We start from the raw sequence: 23,320 nt of genomic DNA, 5'->3' as shown, positions 1-23,320 counted from the left end.
ATATATTTAAACAAAATAATGATTTACTCCATTTCAGATCTTGAACAGCTTTCGGGCATTCATTCCCATACCATCAGGATCTGGGAACAACGGTACAATGCGCTGAGTCCGATGCGATCTGAAGGCAATACGCGTTTATATGATGATAAGCAGCTCAGAAAACTATTAAACATTGTAAGTTTAAATAAAAGCGGCTTAAAAATTTCTAAAATCTGCAGCCTCTCAGATGAGGCGATTGATAAACTCCTCGATCAGCAATTTTCTTATCCTTCTGATGATAAGCAAGATGACTATTATGTTTCACAACTTATCCGGTATGGTTTAGCTTTCGATGAGCACGCTTTTAATCATTTAATTGATCAAGGTATTGATCAGTTGGGACTTTCTGATTGCTACCGGAAAATTATGTATCCATTGTTGGTTCGTTTGGGGTTAATGTGGCAAAAAGACGATATTTGTCCCGCTCACGAGCATTTTCTATCAAACATTATCCGTCAAAAATTATTTACCCATATCGATAGTCTTCCGTTAACAAGGCATGCTGGCAAAAGTTGGCTGCTTTTTTTGCCAGAAGACGAGGATCACGAAATTGGGCTGCTTTTTGCCAGTTATATGCTGAGGATGCATCATCACCAAGTTATTTTTTTAGGAAGCAAAGTTCCGCTGGATTCTATTAAGCGTGTATTTTCGACATTGAATGTAGACCATGTTTTGCTTTTTATGATAAAATCCAGATTGGCGCCTGCAGCACAAAAATACATAGATGAATTATCTGAAATATGCTCATCCGCTAAAATCCATCTTGCCGGAAATGGTCAGGTTATCGGTAAACTAAACAATATCGATCACATCAACTGGTTTAAAACACTCGACGAATTTGAAAAAACAATACAATACCCTGTTTTACATGAAAGAAATTTTTGATCAACTATCTGCCGATTGTAGCCGGCTTACCACTAAGTTGTATAGTACCAGCTTTTCTTATGGTATTTATTTTCTTGGTAAAGAACTGCGCCAACCCATACATGCTATTTATGGCTTTGTACGTTTAGCAGATGAAATTGTAGATAGCTTCCATCATTATGACAAGAATTTTTTATTGGATAAATTTAAGGAGGATACTTTCGAAGCCATTAACCTGGGCATTAGTTTAAACCCCATCTTAAATTCATTTCAAAGGGTTGTAAATCAATACCAGATAGATCAGGAGCTGATTGTTCTTTTTCTCAGAAGTATGGAGATGGATCTTTCTACCCAAAAATATACGCCCGAACTTTACAACGAATACATTTTAGGTTCTGCAGAAGTAGTAGGGTTGATGTGCTTAAAAGTTTTTACCCATGGCAGCGGTGCAGATTACGAACAATTGAAACCTTATGCCATGAAATTGGGTTCTGCATTTCAGAAGGTTAATTTTTTGAGGGATGTTAAAGCCGATCATCAAACCCTTAGCCGTAATTATTTTCCCAATGTTAATCTAGCACTTTTCTGCGATCATCAGAAAAAAGAAATTGAAGAAGAAATTGAAACAGAATTTGCTATCGCATTAACCGGTATTAAGCTGTTGCCTACAGCTTCCAGAAATGGGGTATATTTGTCTTATATCTATTATAAAAAATTATTCGCCAAGATAAAGCGTTTAAGTGCTGAAAAAATTATGACTGAAAGGATAAGAATTTCAAACACCCATAAAGTTGGTTTAATGTTTGATTCGCTTATCCGTAATAAGTTAAATGTAATTTGAATGGAAGAGCAAGTTATTCTGGTTGACCAGGAGGATGTGCCGAAAGGGCAGATGGATAAAATGGAAGCACACGAAAAAGGTGTATTACACCGTGCCTTTTCTGTTTTTATTTTTAATTCTAAACGCGAATTGTTGCTGCAACAAAGAGCACTAAGTAAATATCATTCAGGGGGCTTATGGACGAATACCTGTTGCAGTCATCCCCGGATTGGAGAAAGTAATATCCACGCAGCAAAAAGGAGATTGATGGAAGAAATGGGGATGGATTGCGAATTGAACTATCTGTTTAAATTTACCTATAAAGCAATATTTGAAGATGGCTTAACGGAACATGAGATAGATCACGTTTTTTTTGGTATGAGTGATAAATTACCAGTTATAAACCATGATGAAGTAGAAACCTTTAAGTATATGGATTTGGAAACGTTGACACAAGATATTGCTGTTAATCCAGGCGCCTATACACCCTGGTTAAGAATTTGTTTAGATCAGGTTGTAGCGCATGCATCAACTGCTAAAACAAAAAACGGGCATACAGCCTAAGCCATATACCCGTATCTAAATTAACGCTCTCGAGGACAAATATAAGACTAGTTTACAAAAATCCTAAAAGTTTATCATTTCTTTTACTTTAAGATTATAGTTCAGTGTTCGGAAAAAAGTGATGCAATAAAGTAAACTATTAATTTTTAGTAGTTTATGTTTTTTGAATGGAATTTTTGAGTAGGAAAATATTTTTCACCTATTAATATAGTTTTTGGCATTGGTTGCAATAATAGGTTTGCCGGTGGGTTTTGCCCAATTCCTTTTTCTCAATTATATGATGAAGCGGGCATTCCTTTTGGTTATAAATTTCCCAATGTTTGCTTAAAGTATATTCTTTTTTCCATTTTAAAAAGTCGAAGCTATAGTTTCTGGCTTCTTTAACCAGCGATTGCAGTTTTGCCGGAGATAAATTCCCTATTTTAGTTAAGGGATGTATTCGGATGCGATATAAAACTTCATTTTTAATAATATTGCCTACACCACTAAAAATCTGCTGATCGAGCAATACATCGCAAACCATAGCATCTGGCATTTCTTTTAATTTTTTTAGAGCTGCTTGGCCATTCCATTCGTCGGCCATGACGTCGTTTTCCCAGTTGTAAAGTTCATTAACATTTCCCTCTAGCAAATCTACTTTACAGGTATAAAAGTTTAGTTCATCTTTTTTAAATATAAGCCCTAGTTGTAATGGTGCTTTTTTGCGCTCGTTAATTGAATAGCTGCCAAACAGCATAAAATGGATCCGTATTGTGAAATCACTAAAACAAATCAGGAAATGTTTTCCCCAACTTTTGAAATCCTGAATTTTTTTGTGGAGCAATCTATCTTTATCGAGGTTTTTTACATAGCCTGTTACCTCCAATACCTCAGGTTTCCCCAAATGTAACTCCTTAATTAACTCTTTTAATATTACGATAGACGGGCCTTCGGGCATATTATTCCTCCTCCAGTTTCTGGAATTTAAATTTATCTTTTATGTGGCGGTTAAAATATCTTCCTTTCGATCCCGAAGCCTTTAACATTTTATACATGCGTTCAGGAACATTTTTATAGAGGTAAACCATATCGGTTACAAAGGTGATTTTCAATGCTTCGGTAGCAGCATCATAACTAAAATATTTGATCACTGACGATGGCATAAATATCAGATTATACCTTAAAAACAGCTGCCATTACAAATGGTTTCAATCGTTTTTAAGTGTTGATTCTTCTTTCTGAACTTTGATCTTTTCCTTTTTCAAATCGATACGGATAATGTTGTATAGGCTCATATAAACATTTGCAATCCATACTATCGAAAAAAAAGAAATAATGTAGCCACGCCAATCCGGGTAAATTAAAGTGAATTTTGTAATAAAAAGCAGAATCAGGGTTACATAATGGCTAAAGCAGTATTCGCATGTAAATACATAAAAGAATTTTCTTTTCGCCAGCTGATTGCAGTTTTTAGAACGGTCTATACAGAATTCACGCGCCTCTTTGAAAATTTCTTCTTTGGTAACTGTCCAGGCTATGCAAGCTACAGGCAAAGCTATAATAAAGAGGTAATAGAGGTGTGTTTCCATAGTAATCAAATTGGGGTATCAATACAACCTTAAACCATTGAAAATGTTTATTAAGCGATAAACATTTTGATTATATTTATGTTAATTAAAACATATCTAATTATTTATTATGGAAAGATCAGAAATCATATCTCTACTTGAGGTAATCAATCAACAGGTTAGTTCTTCGGTTTTAGGTGGGATGGAAGAAGAGTATGAAGAATTAGAAAGCATGGGCCTGATTAAAATTAACCGGGATTCGGTACAATGGTCATCATCCATGACTCCTGCTGGAAATGCTTATTTAGGGCATGAATAGCTGGGTTACCGTATGCACAGGAAATGGTTAACTATAAATGATCATCTCTATGATTTGGAAAGCAATTTCAGTGGTTCTTAGCTTAAGGTAGTTCCGCCCCCGTTTCTGCCCCGATGAAAAATCGAGGGCATTTCACTATGGTCGGGTTTAGCTTACTCAGGTTTTTGCTATTATGTCAGTTTTCCTTGCAGTAGGCAGTCTACTCTCAACAATTGACTCAATACTACCGACTTTGGACTTCAGACTTTGGACTTCAGACTAAAATACGGGTCCAAGCCATCAAGACTGAACCTTGCTAATGGTTGCAGGCTTTGCGCTTCAAAAAAAAGCTATTACTTTTTAACGGTTGATCGCTAGATTTCATCAGGATCTTTACGACTAAACTTTGACCAATTTATTGTTGGAATTCTGCTAAATTTGCAGCAAGTTTAGAATTGTGCCTAAATAAAATAAATGGCCATTCTATCTGCAGATATGAACGATTTACAACTTAGAACGGTAAATGTAACCAGGTATGTTACGCCTTTACGCGAGGGTGGCTCTATGCCCGCTATTGCTGAGGCTGATGATAACTTTTTATATGTACTGAAATTTAGAGGAGCAGGACAAGGTACCAGGGCTTTAATTGCTGAATTAATTGGCGGTGAAATAGCCCGCTATTTAGGTTTACGTGTACCTGAATTGGTTTTTGCCAATTTAGATGAAGCTTTTGGGAGAACAGAGCCAGACGAAGAAATCCAGGATCTGCTAAAGGCCAGCGTTGGCTTAAATTTGGCGTTGCACTATCTATCTGGAGCAATAACATTCGATCCAACGGTAACTACGGTGGATGCCAAACTTGCTTCGCAGATTGTATGGCTTGATTGTTTTTTAACCAACATGGACCGTACCTGCAGAAACACCAATATGTTACTGTGGCATAAAGAACTTTGGTTAATAGACCATGGTGCTGCATTATATTTTCATCATTCCTGGCAAAATTGGGAAGAGCAGGCTATTAAACCTTTCTTTTTGGTAAAAGACCATGTATTGTTACCCTGGGCTACTGAATTGGATACTGTAAATGAAGAGTTTAGTAAACTACTTAGTCGCGAAAAAATAGAAGCGGTTATTAATTTAATTCCTGATGACTGGCTGGAAGGCGAAACGAATTTTGAAAGCAAAGTGGAACATCGCAATGCTTATACACATTTCCTTACTACCAGATTAGCTCATTCAACTATATTTTTAAAAGAAGCACAGCATGCAAGGGAAATTCTTATTTGAGTATGCTGTGATTCGCGTAATGCCCAGGGTAGAACGTGAAGAATTTATTAATGTGGGCATTATTTTGTTTTGTGCGAAGCAAAAGTTTTTAAAAAGTATTTTTGCCTTAGATGAGAAAAGAATAATGGCTTTTTCTGCTGAGGTAGATCTAGAAGCGCTAAAAGAGAACTTAAGCGCATTTGAAAGAATAAGTGCGGCTGCAAAAGGATCAGGCCCCATTGGGCAGTACGATCAGGCTTCCCGGTTTAGGTGGCTTACCGCAACCAGAAGTACTGTAGTGCAATGCTCAAAAGTACATCCAGGCTTCTGCGATGATGCCGAAGAGACTTTGTTAAGACTGCATCAGGAGCTTGTTTTGTAGTGCTATGCGTATGGCGCTAAGCGTTTGATACCTTTAGAATCAGACAGTTTTGAGTTAAAACAATCACTCAGGTTACAATTGGCAGTTTTCAGTTATTAATAAAGAAATCTAACAATTAACCGATTAACCAATTTAAACAATTAACCCCTTTCGTCTTGCCAAAAGAATATTTCAAAAAACTTCAGGATTTGCTTGATACCGAACGCAACGAAGATTTACAATCGTACTTAAAACTTACAGAAAATACTTCGGCGGCCGATAGGAGGGCCTTGGGTTTAACCTGGTATCCTATTGCAATCAGGAATACCGAAATAGGCCGGGGTGACTATTTAACTGTAGAGTTGGAAAGAACTACCCATCAGGATTTTTCTCATCAGTTCCGTTTTGGATCTGCTGTGGTATTGTTTTCTAATCACGATGCCAAAGAAGATAGGATAGAGGGGACTATCAATCATCAAAGTGGTAGCAGGATGAAAATCAGCTTCCGTGTTGATGAATTGCCAGACTGGACAAGAGATGGCAAACTCGGTGTAGACTTACTTTTTGATAATAACAGTTACGACGAAATGCAGAATGCCCTTAAGCAGGCTACACAGCTGGCAGAAAATGAATCAGAAAATAAACTGATCCGCATTTTAACGAAAGGAGAAAAACCTTCATTTCAGGGAGAAGAGAAATTTATTATTCCAAATACACTAAATGACTCACAGCAATTAGCGGTGAATAAAATTATTGCAGCCGATCATTTAGCTGTGGTACATGGTCCGCCAGGAACCGGAAAAACAACAACACTGGTGCATGCTATAAAATCGTTGGTTAAACACAATGATCAAAAAATTCTGGTGGTAGCGCCAAGTAATACCGCTGTTGACCTACTTACGGAGAAGTTAGCTGCTGAAGGGCTGAAAGTAATCCGTGTGGGTAACCCGGCAAGGGTTTCTGAGAGGTTACTTGCGGCGACTCTTGATCATCAAATGGCCGATCATCCGGAGATGAAAACGATTAAGGCTTTAAAAAAACAGGCCAGTGAGTATAAAAACATGGCCCACAAATATAAACGGAGTTTTGGTAAAGCAGAACGCGACCAAAGGAAGGCGCTGTTCGACGAAGCACATAAAATTGGAAAAGAAGTAGAAAAAACGGAACAATACATTATGGATAATCTGTTTGCCAAATCACAGATTATTACTGCCACATTGGTAGGGGCTAACCATTATACCGTTCGGAATTTAAAGTATAATACCATTGTAATTGATGAGGCAGGACAGGCTTTAGAACCGGCTTGCTGGATACCAATTTTAAAAGCACAGAAAGTAATATTGGCTGGCGATCATTTTCAACTTTCACCAACTATAAAATCAAATGAAGCAGCCAGAAATGGCTTAAGTAATACTTTATTAGAAAAAACGGTGAACCTTCATCCAGAGTCGGTTGTGTTGTTAAAAGAGCAATACAGGATGAACAAAGATATTATGGGTTATTCATCGCAGGTATTTTACAAAAATGAATTAAAAGCCCATCACTCTGTTGCCGATCATTTATTATTTACTGGCGATCAGCCGATTCAATTTATCGATACGGCAGGTTGTAGTTTCGACGAAAAGTTAGATGGAACAAGTACCACCAATCCAGATGAAGCCGCATTTTTGGTTAAACATTTAACAAACCTGGTTGGCAATTTAACCGCAAATTCTACAACAGATGCTTTTCCATCCATTGCAATTGTTTCACCTTATAAACAGCAGGTTCAGATTTTAAATGCGTTGGTTCAGGAAAATGAAATTTTAAGTCCATATCGTAGTAAGATTGCTGTAAATACCATTGATAGCTTTCAGGGGCAGGAACGCGATGTGGTTTATATCAGCTTAACCAGGAGTAATAGCGATGGAAGCATAGGGTTTTTATCAGATACGAGAAGAATGAATGTTGCCATGACGAGGGCCAGGAAAAAGCTGGTTATTATTGGCGACAGCTCCACATTATCGAAATCTAATTTTTATGCTGAGTTTATCCATTATGCAGAACAATTGGACGCCTACCACAGCGCCTGGGAATTTATGGAGTTATAGCCATAAATGGTTACTTTTTATACCTGCTTGACATTCTATGAAGTAGTTGATGCTAAACCTTTTCCAGTTTCTTTTCTTCTGCGAGTTTGCCTGATATACTTGCCCCTGCAAGTAACAGCTCGTGCGTAATGGTTTTGGTATATTCTGTAATTTCAGATTTAAAATCTTTTACCGATGAGCCAGAACGTATTTCTTCTAACCTTTTTTCCCACTGTCCGGTAAGCTCAGCCTGTGCAATCTGTTTATCTTTAACCACTTCGTAAACAGCTAGTCCTTTATTGGTAGGGACAAGATTTCTCTTTTCCCTTGTAATGTATTCTCTGGTGATTAAGGTTTCGATAATGGATGCACGCGTTGCAGGTGTACCTAAACCACTATCTTTCATGGCATAACGTAATTCTTCATCTTCAATCTCCTTGCCGCACGTTTCGAGCGCTTTTAATAACGAAGCTTCGTTATACATGGGCTTAGGTTTAGTTTGTTTTTCTAAAAGAGATTTTTCGGTTATAGGCAATTGTTCTCCAACGGCAACCTTTGGTAGGGCCGCATTGTCTTCATCCTTTTTATCATCTTCAGGGTCGTTAAAAACAGCCCGCCAGCCTGCAGAACGGATTACCGTTCCATTGGCCACAAAAGTAACTCCTGATTGAATGGTTATTTTGGTTAATTCCTTAATACATTCCTGGTGAAAAGCCTCAATCATACGCCCAACAACCATATCGTATACGGCTTGTTTATCTGCACTTAGCCCATAAGCCTGTTCGCCGGTAGGTAAAACAGCATGGTGATCGGTTACTTTTTTAGCGTTAACACTTCGTTTGTTTAAAGTGATCGTTTGCAGAAACTGTGCTTGTTTTCCAAAATCAGCATGATCGGTAAATTTTGCAATCAAATCCGGAACGCCGGCAAAAACATCATCGCCAATATAACGCGATCCGGTACGGGGATAAGAAACCAATTTACTCTCGTACAGGTTCTGTAAGATATTAAGTGTTTGATCGGCAGTATATCCCTTTTTCTTATTGGCTTCTTGCTGCAAACTGCTTAAATCATGAAGTAGCGGTGGTGGTTCTTTTCTCGGCTTAGCTTCTACAGCCGTAATGTTTCCGCCTGTTGGAAAGCCAGAAGCCACATCCTCAACAAGCGCAAATAGTTTTTCTACTTCTTCCTTTTCTTTATAATTCGAAGTTGATATAGCCTTAAAAACCTGCTCATCTTTAGAAAGTAAAATGCTGATCTGATAATAGGTTTGAGGTACGAAGTTTTTAATTTCCAGAAAACGAGCGCAGATCATGGCCAGGGTAGGTGTTTGTACCCGTCCTAACGAAAGAACTGTTCTGTTGCCAGCAGAAATACTGAGTGCCTGCGTAGCATTCATCCCCACCAGCCAATCCGATTCTGAGCGGCAATGGGCCGAATTAAATAAAGTATCGTAATCTGTTCCAGGTTTTAAATTTCTGAATCCATCTTTTATAGCTTCATCTGTTTGCGAAGAGATCCAAAGGCGTTTGAAAGGTTTTTTGCATTTCAGGTAATAATAAATGTACCTGAAAATCAATTCACCCTCACGCCCGGCATCCGTTGCCACAATAATTTCGCTAGCCTCATCGAAAAGTTTTTTAATGGTGTTTAATTGTTTCCGAACTGCCGGATCTTCTACAAAACCATCTTTTGTTTTAATCTTCCTGACAGCAAGTTTAAACTTTTGCGGAAGCATGGGTAAATGTTGCTTCCTCCAGCCAATAAAACCATAGTCCTGAGGGGGAGCCAATTGTAACAAATGCCCAAATGCCCAGGTAAAAGAATATCCTTTGCCTTCAATGTATCCATCTTTTCTGGTGGTTGCTCCGAAAACTTTAGCAAGTTCACGACCAACAGAGGGCTTTTCTGCAATTACAATCTTCATGAATGGCTTATCTTTTCAAGCCCAAAGATGATTAAAATATCGGCAACAGATTAAAAAAATTACTCACAATGCTATTTAACACTCGTTTTGGTAAACAATTATCAAATAACTTTGTCCATCATTTGTATCAGCAATTTTTATATCGAATTGATTAACAATTCGGTAATTTCTCCATCTAACCGCTACAATTGATTTTTAATGAATGGATAAAATTTATGAACTGGCAGGAAATAAAATTAAAGTTAGGCTCGAGCCTCAATTAATCCGCGTGTATAGTAATGCTCAACTTTGGGCTTATCTTGATGGAAAAGTAGAGGCAAGGTTTGAGCTGATGGTAAATACAATTAAAGCCGACTATGAACAGCATTTCGGCAAAGCACTGGCTATTTCTAACGCTTCGCTTATCGTAGAAATCCTGGTACATGTTTACTGCGATTACCTGGGTTTATCCTTCAACCGTATAATACAAATAAAATGGATTCAGGCTTTGGTTAAAAAACTGCTCAAGCGTGCCGAGGTTGTAGATTGCGGCGAAACAGGGGTAGACAGTAACCGTTGGGTTTGGGATTTGCTCGCCAGTTGTAAAACGATCTTTACCTGGATCTTCCCTAAAAACCTAAACGCCAAAAATATTAAGCGTCATTAATCCATTTGAGCCGTTAATATTTGCTCTTGATTTAAAATGACGCTTGCGGCCAATGTTTCATTCAAAAAAGAAGAATTATATTGCTGATCAGAATTGTTGATAAAAAGCACTGTCCGGTCTGATATGGTGTTGATCACCTGATCGGCCAGCTTAGCAGGAACGGCAGGACAACCCTGGCTTCTGCCCAGTCTGCCCAATTGATCGATGCTTTTTTGGCTTACATAACTTGCTCCATGCACAACGATAGCTCTTTCCCTTGCATTGCTGTTAAAACCCTGGTCCATGCCATCCAGTTTAAGCGAACGGCCATGTTTTCCATAATAAATTTCGCCAGTTAAATAAAAGCCTAAACTGCTCTGATTTGAATTGATGTTATTGGAAAAATTGGATGGTTTATCGCCGCCGCTGTTCTGTCCGTGAGCCACCCAGGTATTCAACAGGAGTTTTTTGCTTGCCAGATCGATAATATATAAACGTTTTTTACTGCTTTCCTGATCGAAATCGGCAATGGTTAAGATAGATTTGGCATGTAACAGACCAGAATATTTCAAGTTATAAAAACCGGTTAAGGCTTTTTCAAAAACCTGTTCGCTTAATCCGGCAGAATCTAAATGAACCTGGTGGTAAATATTCGAGATATATTGATTGTATAGGCTATCTGCAGCTATTTGCTTAACTACTTCTTTTTGTGTTTTTGGAAGCTCCACCGCTTTCCAACTTGTTCCGACAATGCTCATACCCACTAAAAAAATCGTAGCAATGTCCAGGATGTATTTCTTCATTCAGTATGGTTTAGTTTGATATTGAGTTATTTATACGGTTTTTGCGTTCAAATGTTGCCCAAAACAATTTTGTAGTGTTGCAAATACAAATGGTTTTACATTGCTGTGACTTAAGGCAGGGTATATAGCTTTTAAGAATATAAATTTAATTTTCTGAAAATTAATTATACTAACAATCTTTTTTATTTGGTGTTATGTATAAAACCTGTACACATGAAGATTTTATTAACCGGAGCAAACGGTTACATTGGCACCAGACTACTGCCGCTATTGTTAGAAGAAAAGCACGAAATCGTTTGTATGGTAAGGGATAAGCGCAGGTTTATTTCAGCGTCTGATTTAAGTGATCAGGTTAAGATTATTACAGGCGATTTACTGGATGCAGCAAGCTTAAAAGAAATTCCAAAAGATATTGATGCTGCATATTACCTGGTTCATTCCATGTCTTCAAGCCAAACTGGTTTTAGTGATATGGAAAAAGCTTCTTCCGAAAACTTTTCAGCAGCAATAAGCGAGACTAATTGTAAACAGATTATTTATTTAACAGGGATTGCGAATGATGAACATCTCTCAGAACATCTTGGTTCGAGGTTAGCGGTAGAAGCAGAACTTAAATCATCAGGAAAAGCCTGTACCATTTTAAGAGCGGCTATTATTATTGGCTCGGGTAGTGCCTCATTCGAAATTATTAGGGATTTAACTGAAAAAATTCCTTTCATGATTACACCCAAATGGGTTGAAACCCGTTGCCAGCCAATTGGTATACGTGATGTTTTAGCTTATTTAATTGGTGTACTGCATAATGATAAGGCCTATAATAACACTTTTGATATCGGTGGGCCAGATATTCTGACCTATCGGGAAATGCTTTTAGGCTATGCTAAAGAACGTGGATTAAAACGCTGGATCATTACCGTTCCTGTTTTAACACCAAGATTATCTTCGTTATGGCTAAATATGATTACTCCGGTACCTTATGCGCTTGCCCGAAGCCTGGTAGACAGCATGAAAAATGAAGTGGTTTGTAAAGATAACCGGATCCAGCATGTGGTGCCCAGGGATTGTTTAACTTATGCTGAAGCTTTACACCTCGCCTTTGAAAAGATTGATCAAAACTCTATAGTTTCGAGTTGGAAAGACGCATTAAACCGTGGTTACCTGAATTCGAATTTTATGGATCAGATTAAGGTTCCACAGAATGGAACTTTACAGTATAAAGTTAAAATGCCCTTTGAACGCAAGGCTGAAGAAGTTTTTGAAAACATTTGGAGCATTGGTGGCAATAGAGGCTGGTATTTTATGGATTGGCTCTGGCATTTACGCGGCTTTTTGGATAAAATGTTTGGTGGGGTAGGCACCAGAAGAGGAAGAACCAGCAATACCGATTTACAGGCCGGAGATGTACTCGATTTCTGGCGTGTTTTATTGGCTGATAAAAAGAGTAAACGATTATTGCTTTATGCCGAAATGAAAGTACCTGGTGAGGCATGGCTTGAACTGAAACTGGTAGAATTTCATGGAAAAGCATTTTTATCACAAATAGCTACCTTTAGACCTAAAGGTTTGTGGGGCAGGGCATATTGGTATGCCATGTGGCCCTTTCATGTAATACTCTTTAAGGGGATGGCCAAAGAGATTACTACTTACAAACCCCGATAATTAAATCTATTTGCCTACTTTTGCCTTATAACAATGTAAAATGCCAAACGAAGAAAATGATTACTCTTTCTGGACCAAGTACAAGAGATTTGCCTCAACAGAAATTTTGATGTATTTAATTATGATTATTGGTATCGGTCTTGGAATTGTTTTTTTAAGCTAAAGCCTGTTTTTGTTTCCCGCAGATATGATTTCAGCCTATTTTTTTAAGCTAAGTGCTAATTTTAAATAATCTGCAGAATTTACATTATTAATGAAATTCGAAAACTCATTATACTGCGCAGCAGGAAATGTACCATCGTTTAGTATAAATTTCCGGTAATAGGTTAGTTTGTTACCCGCTAAACTTGCCTTACATACATACTCACCAAAAGGACTTTTAAAAACCTTGTCTTGTGCAATAATCAACGCTGTATTTACATTATCTGGTAAAGTATAAACTATGGTATCTTCATCAGTATAACCACGGTTAATGTAAACAGGCAAGGTTCTATTCTTTATTTCGGGAATCGACCTCCTAAGATTAAATGCATTGAGCTGCAAAAACATTTTATTTCCATTAACAGGCGCATAATTTCTGATATTGATGCTTACTTCTTCCGTTAATTTAGGTGATATGTCTTTTTTCTGTGCAAAGGAAACTGCCTCGAAATCGATATTATCGATGTTGTAAGCTTCTTTTAATAGTTTATGCTGTTCGGTTATTGATTTACCAATCAACGATTCCTGGTTTTCATATTGTGAACCAGCGTAAATGGTATTCATTTTACCAGATACACTTCCGTCTGATTGAACATTTAAGTCGGCCTTACGTATCTGTAAGTTCTCAGCGGTGGTTAGTTTTGGCGTGTGTAATAGTTTTCCGCCATCGGCAGTACAGGCAAGCACTAATCTATCATCCGTAAAATCGCTTAAAAAACCAAATGGGATTTTTTGGCTGGTGCATTCTAACCAGGTGGTATCACCCTTTAATGGCATACACAGGATAATATGATTGCCCTGAACCATACTGGCGTAATTTGTGTCCATACTTTTCTTTTCTGAACCAGCTGATACTACACAATAATAAGAATCTATATTTGCGGCACTGAGCAGGCTTTGCATGTAATTTACCAAAGCTTTACAGTCGCCATAGCCCAACCGGTCTACTTCGCTGGCTGCAATGGGTTGAAAACCGCCAATACCAATTTGTACGCTGATATACCTTGTTTTATCTTGTAAATACTGATAGATTTTGCGCGCTTTATCTTTCTCTGTTTTTTCGTTTTTTACCAGATCTTTTATCATTTCAATGGTGGCAGGTGGCAAGGCTTTGCGTGCTACTAACAAATCGTCATAAATCCATTTACCCAGCTCTTTCCAGTTGGTATAACTGCCTTTATGATTGTAATAATAAAACTCCTGGGGAGCGATCTGGATGCTGGTGGCGTAAGTTTCGTGTGCCGGGCTATAGGGCTCAGTTCTAACGGCAATGATATTGTCTGCTTTCCAAATTGTTTTTTTCTGCTTCTCATCCGTTACTACTTCTGGTGTTCCGCTATAGTTCTGGGTTTTTATTCTTACCTGGCCTGTTGGTTTACAAATAAAGGTATAAGTACTTTTCTCTACTGAAACATCATCTGCTGGTTTCGGGTTCCAACCGGGTATAATCAGATTTTGTTTATTTCTGATTTCATAATTATAAACCAGTGTGTAAGGATACTGGTTTACCGCTGGCAGATAATGTTTTACGCGACTATCAACAAATAGCGAAAATCCATCAGCCGCGCTCATGTCAGCAAAATCGCTCTGAGAAAACTTGTTGGTGAGTTTGCCAACGCTATTATAAACTTCTCCTTTAATCCCTTTAATTGAAATATTTTTATCGTAATAGATTACCAAACGTGCTTCATCCTCTCCATTTTGGTTAAATACCGTAATGGCTTTTTTTACATTAAGCACGACGTTATCAGGCGAGCGCATATCAATGGTTGTTTCTTCATTTCTGATGCAGGCATTGGCCCTGTTGCGCAGATTAGCTGGAATTAGATCAACATCATAGTTATCTTGTGCAAAGCCAATAATAGAAAGTAAAAGCAAGAAAAACGTAGAGAATAAAAATTTCATTTAATTTGCTTTTTTTAATAAAAATTCTGTTTTTTGGTTCTGAATGATCTTGCTATAAAATTCCTTTAGGAAAAGATATTCTTCCGGCTGATAAATAGCATTATTAAACTGTAAAATCTGACTCATCGAAATGGTGTTTTCATCTAAACCAGTCTGCAATATATACCTTCCACCGGCATTGGGTAAAGCAATAGCCATATCTTTCGGTTTTTCTATCAATTGGTATTTTTCTGGTAAAAGCACACTGACAATAATCCGCTCGTCGGATGCAGCACCCAAATCAACAGGATAGGTACGCTCGTTTAAATTAAACGGATTTTTCGAAATGGTATTAATAAAAAATGGGCTGAAGTAAAACTGATCTTTATTGGTGCCATCGTTTATAGTAAACTCTACTTCGTATTTTTCTATTAAAGAATTTTCTACACTATCCAGGTTTGAAATTTTATGATCCAGTATCTTAATTCTGGTTAACCGCTCATCAAGTTTCTCTACATACTCTTCTGGAGAACTGTATTTAAGGATATCTTTACGTTTGCTATATGCCGCGTAACCCATTGTATGAGTAGTTAAAGTGCCAATAATTTTTCCATCAGTAGTCATTTTTCCGGTAAGGATATAATTAGTAGTTGTTTTCTGGCTGGCCTTTAAATCGATCCAGTAAGATGGCTTTTTTAAATTGATTACCCTGCCTTGATCGTTAATGCACCGTAACGGTAACAAACCGAAGGGTAACAGCGGCTCTGTAGCATCCAATAGATAACTTTTATCGGCAATATTTACTTTGGCAACCAGGTAATTAAAATCGCTCATTACCGGGTAAAGCTTATTTACAGTTCCATTATCACGGGTAGAAAGTATAACGGCTTCTGCATCTAAACCAGCTGCAGAAAGTGCCGCAATTAAACTCAGATTAACATCTGCCACATTTCCTGATCTATTTTCCAGTGCCTTTTTAATGTTATCTTCTGAGTATTTTCCATAATAATTATTCCATTTGATCTGTTTTTTGATATAATTATAAACGGCTTTTGCTTTATCCAGATCATTTGTACTCTCTTTTGTGATTTCTGGAATAAGGTCTTTAAAAACATCTTTCCTTTTCATCTGGTCGCCCAGGGTTTTGTAGGATGATAGTTCATAATCAACATCTTTCCAGGTTTTGGTATAAGACGTTTTACCTCCATTTAAGTTCTGAACATCCGAAAGTTCAAAATAAATGGCCGATTTGAAGTTACTGGGAGCGGTCATGTTATCTTCCTCAATAAATGCCGGAATATTTTTCATCATGTAGTTGATTTTTGAGCAATCGATAGCTACACCTGAAAGCCTTAAACATTCTTTGCTCAGTTCAACTTTTTGGTCAGTTAGTTTTTGAAATCCACGTAATGAAACATTGTAATTGTAAATGCCCGGGATATAAACCAAATATTCGCTAATCACCTTTGGAATGTTGCTTTGAAATTCCCAGGTTTTGAAATTAAATAAGTTGGGCGATTTTAACCTATAACTATACTCAATTACCGATCCTTCCTTGAGGTTTGGAAGCGTAAACTTGGTCAATATGGTATATTTTGACCGGTTTTCAACGAAAATAGCCTTTTTATCCATCACTGTTTCTACAAAATTATTGTCGACATAATTAAAAGTAGAAGCTTTTAAATCACTAATTGTTTCTTCGCGAGATTCGTCTTTATAGGTTGGGATAACAATGTTAGCTTCCTTAAAGCCCTCTTTATTATATATTTTGATTTTTACGTGGTGTTCAAAAATCAGTTCTAAACTGCCTGTATTATCGTCTCGTTGAATTGATGCCGTTCCAAATTCTTTTAAAACAATAGCATTGGCATTACTGTCTAATTTTTTTCTATCGAATTCGTAATCGTCATAGGTAATTGCTCCAAAGTTAAAGTTTTGAGCATGAGTGCTTAGTGATAAAAACAGGAGGAATAGTATGGCTAATGTCTTATTCATTTGAGCGTATATAATTGCCGCAATTTAATCCTACAAACTAACATTCTAAAATAATTTGACAATTAAATTTATAAATTAATAAAGCTGTTTTACAGAACTAATGAAACCTTTTTAGCACTTTTGAAAAAAAGAATTTGACATTCCGATTCAAATCTAATGTCGCTAATCTCACATCATAAGAAATGAAATTAAATTTAAAGCGCCCCTTAGCATTTTTTGATTTAGAAGCTACTGGAGTTAATGTTGGAGCTGACAGGATCGTTGAAATAGCGATTTTAAAAGCCATGCCAGATGGTTCTGAACTTGTTAAAACCTGGCGCGTAAATCCAGAAATGCCGATTCCTTTGCAAACTTCGTTAATACATGGTATTTATGACGAAGACATTGCTAATGAGCCTACCTTTAAAACTTTAGCACAAGAAATTGCTGAATTTATTGGGGAAAGTGATCTGGCAGGATACAATTCGAACAAATTTGATATTCCTATGCTTTTAGAAGAATTTTTAAGGGCAGAAGTTGATTTCGACATGACCAATCGCAAATTTGTTGATGTACAGAATATATTCCACCAAATGGAACAACGTACCTTAAAAGCAGCGTATAAATTCTATTGTCAGGAAGATTTAATTAATGCACATGCTGCAGAAGCGGATGTTATTGCCACTTACAAGGTTTTACTTGGTCAGTTAGAAATGTACAAAGAAACTGAATTTGAGAGTAAACAAGGTGTAAAAAGCATTCCGGTTGTAAATGATGTTGATGCACTGCATATCTTCACCAATATTAATAAACCTGTAGATTTTGCTGGCCGGTTGGTTTACAATGATAACGATGAGGTATGTTTTAACTTTGGTAAACACAAGGGTAAAACCACTGCTCAGGTATTTTCGGTAGAGCCTAGCTATTATGCCTGGATGAAAAATGGCGATTTCCCATTGTACACGAAGAAGAAATTAGACGAGGAGTGGGCAAAGTTCAATGCTAAGAAAAATGAGAACAGAGCAGCACGACCTCAAAACAATGCTCCAGCAAATAAACCTCAATATCAACAAAAGCCTCAACCTAAACCAGAAAAACCTGCACAACCGATCAATACGGATATGTTGGAGCAATTGAAAATGAAGTTTGGTAAATAGAATTTTTGGTTAATCGTTTGAACTGGTTAATCGGTTAATTGTTATATTGCTTTTGTTAAAATAAATCAAACGCTAAACGCCATGCGCATTGCGCCAAGCCCTATGCTCAGAAAATGAAATCTATAAAAATATTTAGCCTTTTGTTGTGTACTGCAATTTATGTAAGTGCGCAAACTACTTTACCGATAGAACCCGTATTTCAGAAAACCTATCAAAAGGAAACCAGAAATGCAAATGGGAAACCCGGCAAAAATTATTGGCAAAATACTTCTAAATACAATTTGAATGTAGATTTTAATCCTGCCAGCAGATTGTTAAAGGGTAAGGTTCAGATAACTTACACCAATAACAGTCCTGATACTTTGAAGGAAATCTGGTTTAAACTTTATCCAAATCTGTATAAAAAGGGGACACCAAGAAAATCAAAATTTGCAGAATCTGATCTTAGTGATGGGGTGGCTATAGAAAAAATGGTCGCCAACGGAAAATCAGTCACCGATTTTAAAATTGATGGAACAAACATGACCGTTAATGTTCCTGCGCTTGTACCGGGCAAAACCATTAGCTTTTCTATTGATTATAGCTACACTTTAAATAAAGGATCGCATATGCGTACGGGGCAGGTAGATGAAGGTTCGCATTTTGTGGCTTACTTTTTTCCGCGTATTGCAGTTTATGATGATGTAGATGGATGGAACAAATTTCCATACACTGGTGCTGAAGAATTTTATAATGACTTTGACCAGTTTAATGCTTCTATTACGGTGCCAGGAGGTTATGGCGTTTGGGCAACCGGTGATCTGAAAAATGCTTCAGAAGTTTTCCAGAAAGATATTGTTTCCAGAATGTTATCTGCAGAAAAGAACGATGCTGTAATTGATGTGATTACCGATAAAGATTTAGCCGATAAAAAAGTAACTCAGCCTAACGCCTTTAATACGTTTAAATTTGAAGCTAAAAACGTGACCGATTTTGTATTTGCTTTGAGCGATCATTACTTATGGAAATCGAGCAGTTTGGTGGTTGATCCTAAAACGAAAAGAAGAACCCGTGTGGATGCTGTTTTTAATCCGAAACATAAAGATTATTACGAAGTAATCGGTTTTGCCCGTAAAACAGTTGAAGCCATGAGTTATACTTTTCCCAAATGGCCATTTCCATATAGCCATGAAACGATATTTGATGGTTTAGATCAAATGGAATACCCAATGATGGTGAACGATAACCCTGTTGACAATCGCGTAGATGCCATCACCTTAACAGATCATGAAATTTTTCATACCATGTTTCCATTTTATATGGGCATAAACGAAACTAAATACGGTTGGATGGATGAAGGTTGGGCAACAATAGGCGAGTGGCTGATTTCACCGATGATTGACTCTACCATTGTAGATGAGTATGGCGTACAGCCTACCGCTTCGACTTCTGGTGGTAAAGACGATACGCCGATTATGACCTTAACTCCTGATTTAAAAGGATCAGGCTCTTTTACCAACTCTTACCCTAAACCTGGTTTAGCTTATTTGTATGTTAAAGATTATCTGGGAGATGAATTGTTTACCAAAGCTTTACACACTTACATCCAAAACTGGAACGGCAAACACCCAATGCCCTACGATTTCTTTAATAGCATGAATGAGGGTAGTGGTAAAAATTTAAACTGGTTTTGGAAAGCATGGTTCTTTGAGGGCGGCGTTACCGATATGGCTATAAAAGCTGTGGACAAAATTTCAGCTGGCTATGCCGTTACTATTGAGAATAAAAGCATAAAACCCCTGCCAATCGATTTAACCCTGACTTATAAAGATGGATCAATCGAAAAGAACCATAGCACCATTGGTGTTTGGGAAAAGGGAAATCAACAAGTAAAGATTGATATAAAAACGGCTAAGAAATTATCGAAAGTGATAATGGGAAATCCACATACGCCGGATAAGGTTAAAAGTGATAATAGCTTTTCGGTGAATTAATCGTACCAAAAGGAAGTCAGGTTTCCTGTGCGATTTGCTTAGTAGTTATTGCTATGAATCGTCATCTCGACTGGAGCGAAGCGAAATGGAGAGATCTTTAAACTGTATTACGGTCTTCTACTCCTCCACCATTGACAAATTCCAATAAAGAGGATCGTCATTGCGAGGAGGAACGACGAAGCAATCTTTCCTGCTAGTGATCCAGTTATAAAGATTGCTTCGTCCGCTGAAAAAGCCTTCTCGCAATGACGATATCCGGAGGTTATTCATTCTCTTAAAACCATGTCAATTATATTTAATTTTATAAAATAAATTATCCCTCAGACTGACATATTGATGTAGATTTAGCTTCGCTGAGCCTTCGGGTTCTCGACTCCGTTGCACTTCGCTCGAAATGACGATAAACATTATTCAGGTCTCAGAAAATCGATATTTCTTTTCAATCCCGTAAATTTGGTGCGCTTAACTGCCGATCCTTTAAAAACCTTTTTAAAAACATCATCCGTAATTTCGGTTAAGTCTTTTGCATTCAAATCCAGCAATCCATTCCCCGGCTTAAAGGCTTCCTCGTTGTGTGCTTTAGAGAAACGGTTCCAGGGGCAAACATCCTGGCAGATATCGCAGCCAAACATCCAGTTGCTCATTTTATCTTTAAACTCATTTGGGATTTCATTTTTGAGCTCAATAGTGAGATAGGAGATACATTTCGTTCCATCTACAACCTGTGGCGCAATAATGGCATCGGTAGGGCAGGCATCCAAACAGCGGGTGCAACTTCCACAATAATCGGCCTGATATGGATGATCGTAATCCAGCTCAAGATCAACAATCAGCTCTGCAAGGAAGAAAAAAGAGCCATCGGTTTTACTGATCAGGTTAGAATTTTTACCAATCCAGCCAATGCCCGATTTTTTGGCCCATGCACGGTCTAAAACCGGAGCTGAGTCTACAAATGCCCTTCCAGAAACTTCTCCAATATTTTCTTCTATAAAATGAGTAAGTTCCTTTAACTTTTCTTTTATAACAGTATGGTAATCCTGTCCGTAAGCATACTTAGAAATTTTCGGCGCATCGGGATCTGATTGTTTTTCTTCAGTATAATAGTTTAGCGACAAGGAGATTACCGATTTGGCACCATCAACCAGTAATCTGGGATCGAGGCGTTTATCAAAATAATTTTCCATATATTTCATTTCGCCATGACGGTTCTGGTTGAGCCAGTTTTCCAGTCTGGGCGCTTCCTCTTCAAGAAATTCAGCTTTAGAAATACCACAGGCCATGAAACCCAAACGCAGGGCTTCATCTTTGATCAGCTGGCTATATTTTGCATAATTGTTGTACACCGATCTGCAAAGATAAGGCTTAGGATTTAAAACATTTTCATTAATCACTTGTTCTAACTACAGAAACTAAATTAATTAATTATGGTCATCCTGATCTGGATTTCAGCTGAAAGGAAGGGCTTTTTAAAGATAAGACATGGAAAACATCGATCCACAACATACGGAATCAGGAGAAGCTCCTAAGCCGATTGAAAAAGATTACGAAAGTCATAAAGAAGATCCGGGACCAGCAAAACCAGCGGTTACAGAAAAAGACGAAAACGGAGGAGGGCAAGCCCTGAAATGGGTACTACCTCTGGCAGTAATTATTGGTCTGATTATATGGTTTGTGATGAGAAAATAATTAGCTTTAGATTATGATGAAATGCCGGTACATTAATTTGACCGGCATTTTTTATAAGTACTTATTTTAAAAGTTTAACCTGGTAAAGATCTTTCCGTCTGTCTTTTAGCACTTTTACCGTTCCATAATGGTGCAATTCGTCTAATAAATGCAGGTCAACATCTACTACCAATACCATCTCGGTATTTGGCGTTGCCTCTGCTTTGATGGCATTGGTTGGAAAAGCAAAATCGGATGGGGTAAAAACTGCTGATTGAGCAAACTGGATATCCATGTTATTTACCTTAGGTAAATTGCCCACACAGCCTGCAATGGCCACGTAACATTCGTTTTCTATCGCCCTTGCCTGCGCGCAATGCCGAACACGTGTATAACCGTTTTGCGTATCGGTTAGAAATGGTACAAATAAAATCTGCATACCCTGCTCAGCATAAATGCGGCTCAATTCTGGGAATTCGACATCATAACAAATCAAAATGCCTACTTTACCACAATCCGTATCGAAAACCTGCACTTTATCGCCACCAATCATGCCGTAATATTTTTGCTCATTTGGTGTAATGTGGATTTTCCTATACTCATCTATTTTACCAGTACGGTGACAAAGGTAAGTGGCGTTGTAAAGTTTACCATCCTCAATGAGTGGCATACTACCGGTAATGATGTTTGTATTGTAACTCAACGAGTATTCATGCATTTTTTGCACAATCTCTTCCGTTTTTTCAGCAAGCTTGCGCATGGCCTCAATTTCTGGTAAGTGATTGTATGGTTGCAGTAGAGGCGTATTAAATAGCTCAGGGAACATCACGAAATCTGATTTGTAACCGCTCAAAGCATCTACAAAAAACTCTACCTGCTCGTAAAACGCCTCCATGTTTGGGAATAAACGCATTTCCCATTGTACTAAACCTAAACGGATGGTCATTGCCGAACGCGCCGAAGCATCAATACCCTGGTAATAAATATTATTCCACTCAATTAAGGTGGCATATTCTTTCGATTCTTTATCGCCTGGTAAATAATTCTTTAATACTTTTCTGACGTGGAAATCATTCGAAATTTGAAAAGTAAGTGTAGGATCGTAAATTTCTTTAGCTTTTACCTTGTCTATATATTGCCTCGGACTCAGCTGCTCTGCATATTGATGATAACCAGGAATTCTTCCGCCGGCAATAATGCTTTTGAGGTTTAGGCTTTCGCAGAGTTCTTTACGCGCCTCATATAACCTTCTTCCCAAGCGCAAACCGCGGAAGTCAGGGTGTACGAAAATTTCAATACCATAAAGGGTATCGCCATTAGGGTCGTGTGTTGTAAAAGAATAATCGCCAGTGATCAATTTATAGGTATGCCGATCGCCGTATTCATCATATTCTACAATAATGGCGAGTGAGCAGGCTACAACTTTATCATCAACTGCGATACAGAGTTGTCCCTCAGGAAAAATATTTAAAAGTTTTGCGATACTTGCTTTCGGCCAGATGGAACCACCCATGCTGTCGTAGGCTTGTAGCATTGATTCTTTAAGATCTTCGTAATCTTCGAGCGTTAGTTTACGTAATTCAATATTCATAATGTTTGATTTGTATGTTATGAACACCAAAAA

General features: G+C 37.7%; 22 protein-coding genes. 13 read left to right on the top strand and 9 right to left on the bottom strand.

What is annotated here, in order from left to right:
- The first annotated feature begins 18 nt into the window (after window positions 1-18).
- Genes QF042_RS15065 through idi form a run of 3 tightly spaced genes read left to right on the top strand, consistent with a single transcriptional unit; the run spans window position 19 to window position 2,287 of the window.
- On the top strand, window positions 19-924 hold the full coding sequence (locus QF042_RS15065) for a MerR family transcriptional regulator (RefSeq protein ID WP_307529775.1): 906 nt from the start codon (window positions 19-21) through the stop codon (window positions 922-924).
- A complete protein-coding gene (locus tag QF042_RS15060) occupies window positions 908-1,744 on the top strand; it encodes a phytoene/squalene synthase family protein (protein WP_307529774.1) in 837 nt (278 codons plus the stop codon). Before QF042_RS15065 ends, QF042_RS15060 begins: the two co-directional genes overlap by 17 nt.
- A complete protein-coding gene (idi, locus tag QF042_RS15055) occupies window positions 1,745-2,287 on the top strand; it encodes an isopentenyl-diphosphate Delta-isomerase (RefSeq protein ID WP_307529772.1) in 543 nt (180 codons plus the stop codon).
- 202 nt (window positions 2,288-2,489) lie between these two features.
- Here idi and QF042_RS15050 read toward each other — a convergent pair whose 3' ends face one another.
- Genes QF042_RS15050 through QF042_RS15040 form a run of 3 tightly spaced genes read right to left on the bottom strand, consistent with a single transcriptional unit; the run spans window position 2,490 to window position 3,855 of the window.
- Window positions 2,490-3,224 (bottom strand): endonuclease, encoded by a 735-nt coding sequence (locus QF042_RS15050; protein ID WP_307529770.1) that lies wholly within the window; start codon window positions 3,222-3,224, stop codon window positions 2,490-2,492.
- 1 nt (window position 3,225) lies between these two features.
- Window positions 3,226-3,429 (bottom strand): KTSC domain-containing protein, encoded by a 204-nt coding sequence (locus QF042_RS15045; protein WP_307529768.1) that lies wholly within the window; start codon window positions 3,427-3,429, stop codon window positions 3,226-3,228.
- A 45-nt stretch (window positions 3,430-3,474) separates the two neighbouring features.
- Window positions 3,475-3,855, bottom strand: a complete 381-nt coding sequence (locus tag QF042_RS15040) for a hypothetical protein (RefSeq protein ID WP_307529767.1) — start codon at window positions 3,853-3,855, stop codon at window positions 3,475-3,477.
- A 109-nt stretch (window positions 3,856-3,964) separates the two neighbouring features.
- On the opposite strand from QF042_RS15040, the gene QF042_RS15035 reads away from it, so the two are divergent.
- The 4 genes from QF042_RS15035 (at window position 3,965) to QF042_RS15020 (ending at window position 7,849) form a co-directional block, all read left to right on the top strand.
- Window positions 3,965-4,153, top strand: a complete 189-nt coding sequence (locus QF042_RS15035) for a hypothetical protein (RefSeq protein WP_307529765.1) — start codon at window positions 3,965-3,967, stop codon at window positions 4,151-4,153.
- 453 nt (window positions 4,154-4,606) lie between these two features.
- Window positions 4,607-5,419 (top strand): HipA family kinase, encoded by an 813-nt coding sequence (locus QF042_RS15030; RefSeq protein ID WP_373459072.1) that lies wholly within the window; start codon window positions 4,607-4,609, stop codon window positions 5,417-5,419.
- Window positions 5,397-5,780, top strand: coding sequence for a DUF3037 domain-containing protein (locus tag QF042_RS15025; RefSeq protein ID WP_307529763.1), 384 nt, complete (start codon window positions 5,397-5,399; stop codon window positions 5,778-5,780). The genes QF042_RS15030 and QF042_RS15025 overlap by 23 nt, the downstream gene beginning before the upstream one ends.
- Before the next feature lie 155 nt (window positions 5,781-5,935).
- A complete protein-coding gene (locus QF042_RS15020; protein WP_307529761.1) occupies window positions 5,936-7,849 on the top strand; it encodes an AAA domain-containing protein in 1,914 nt (637 codons plus the stop codon).
- A gap of 52 nt (window positions 7,850-7,901) precedes the next feature.
- On the opposite strand, the gene QF042_RS15015 is transcribed toward QF042_RS15020, so the two are convergent.
- Window positions 7,902-9,755 carry a DNA topoisomerase 3 gene (locus QF042_RS15015; protein WP_307529759.1) on the bottom strand — a complete coding sequence of 618 codons (1,854 nt, stop codon included), beginning with the start codon at window positions 9,753-9,755 and terminating at the stop codon, window positions 7,902-7,904.
- A 202-nt stretch (window positions 9,756-9,957) separates the two neighbouring features.
- Between QF042_RS15015 and QF042_RS15010 the strand changes: the two genes are divergently transcribed.
- Entirely contained in the window at window positions 9,958-10,401 is a 444-nt protein-coding gene (locus QF042_RS15010; protein WP_307529757.1) for a hypothetical protein, read from the top strand.
- Here QF042_RS15010 and QF042_RS15005 read toward each other — a convergent pair.
- The gene (locus QF042_RS15005; RefSeq protein ID WP_307529755.1) at window positions 10,398-11,183 is read right to left on the bottom strand and encodes a murein L,D-transpeptidase catalytic domain family protein; all 786 of its coding nucleotides are present in this window, start codon (window positions 11,181-11,183) and stop codon (window positions 10,398-10,400) included. The two genes, QF042_RS15010 and QF042_RS15005, sit on opposite strands and share 4 nt — an antisense overlap.
- 213 nt (window positions 11,184-11,396) lie before the next feature.
- On the opposite strand from QF042_RS15005, the gene QF042_RS15000 reads away from it, so the two are divergent.
- Together QF042_RS15000 and QF042_RS14995 are read left to right on the top strand one after the other, a co-directional pair.
- The gene (locus QF042_RS15000; protein ID WP_307529753.1) at window positions 11,397-12,842 is read left to right on the top strand and encodes an SDR family oxidoreductase; all 1,446 of its coding nucleotides are present in this window, start codon (window positions 11,397-11,399) and stop codon (window positions 12,840-12,842) included.
- A 40-nt stretch (window positions 12,843-12,882) separates the two neighbouring features.
- Window positions 12,883-13,005: a hypothetical protein gene (locus QF042_RS14995; protein ID WP_307529752.1), complete on the top strand. Its 123-nt coding sequence runs from the start codon at window positions 12,883-12,885 to the stop codon at window positions 13,003-13,005.
- A gap of 35 nt (window positions 13,006-13,040) precedes the next feature.
- Here QF042_RS14995 and QF042_RS14990 read toward each other — a convergent pair whose 3' ends face one another.
- Together QF042_RS14990 and QF042_RS14985 are read right to left on the bottom strand one after the other, a co-directional pair.
- Entirely contained in the window at window positions 13,041-14,948 is a 1,908-nt protein-coding gene (locus QF042_RS14990) for a DUF3857 domain-containing transglutaminase family protein (RefSeq protein ID WP_307529750.1), read from the bottom strand.
- Entirely contained in the window at window positions 14,949-16,922 is a 1,974-nt protein-coding gene (locus QF042_RS14985; RefSeq protein WP_307529748.1) for a DUF3857 domain-containing protein, read from the bottom strand.
- Between the two features lie 182 nt (window positions 16,923-17,104).
- Here QF042_RS14985 and QF042_RS14980 point away from each other — a divergent pair, with 182 nt between their 5' ends.
- Both QF042_RS14980 and QF042_RS14975 read left to right on the top strand, forming a co-directional pair.
- Window positions 17,105-18,058, top strand: coding sequence for an exonuclease domain-containing protein (locus QF042_RS14980; protein WP_307529747.1), 954 nt, complete (start codon window positions 17,105-17,107; stop codon window positions 18,056-18,058).
- A gap of 113 nt (window positions 18,059-18,171) precedes the next feature.
- Entirely contained in the window at window positions 18,172-20,031 is a 1,860-nt protein-coding gene (locus QF042_RS14975; RefSeq protein WP_307529745.1) for a M1 family metallopeptidase, read from the top strand.
- A gap of 407 nt (window positions 20,032-20,438) precedes the next feature.
- On the opposite strand, the gene queG is transcribed toward QF042_RS14975, so the two are convergent.
- Window positions 20,439-21,374 carry a tRNA epoxyqueuosine(34) reductase QueG gene (gene queG / locus QF042_RS14970; protein WP_307533298.1) on the bottom strand — a complete coding sequence of 312 codons (936 nt, stop codon included), beginning with the start codon at window positions 21,372-21,374 and terminating at the stop codon, window positions 20,439-20,441.
- Window positions 21,375-21,510: 136 nt separating this feature from the next.
- On the opposite strand from queG, the gene QF042_RS14965 reads away from it, so the two are divergent.
- On the top strand, window positions 21,511-21,717 hold the full coding sequence (locus QF042_RS14965; protein ID WP_307529742.1) for a hypothetical protein: 207 nt from the start codon (window positions 21,511-21,513) through the stop codon (window positions 21,715-21,717).
- A 61-nt stretch (window positions 21,718-21,778) separates the two neighbouring features.
- Here the strand turns inward: QF042_RS14965 and QF042_RS14960 are convergent, their stop codons facing one another.
- The gene (locus QF042_RS14960) at window positions 21,779-23,287 is read right to left on the bottom strand and encodes a bifunctional GNAT family N-acetyltransferase/carbon-nitrogen hydrolase family protein (protein WP_307529741.1); all 1,509 of its coding nucleotides are present in this window, start codon (window positions 23,285-23,287) and stop codon (window positions 21,779-21,781) included.
- Window positions 23,288-23,320 lie beyond the last annotated feature (33 nt).

The organism is Pedobacter sp. W3I1 (assembly GCF_030816015.1).
GTDB lineage: Bacteria > Bacteroidota > Bacteroidia > Sphingobacteriales > Sphingobacteriaceae > Pedobacter.
The sequence above is the reverse complement of the archived record's forward strand: the minus strand, read 5'-3'. Positions and strand labels throughout refer to the sequence as shown.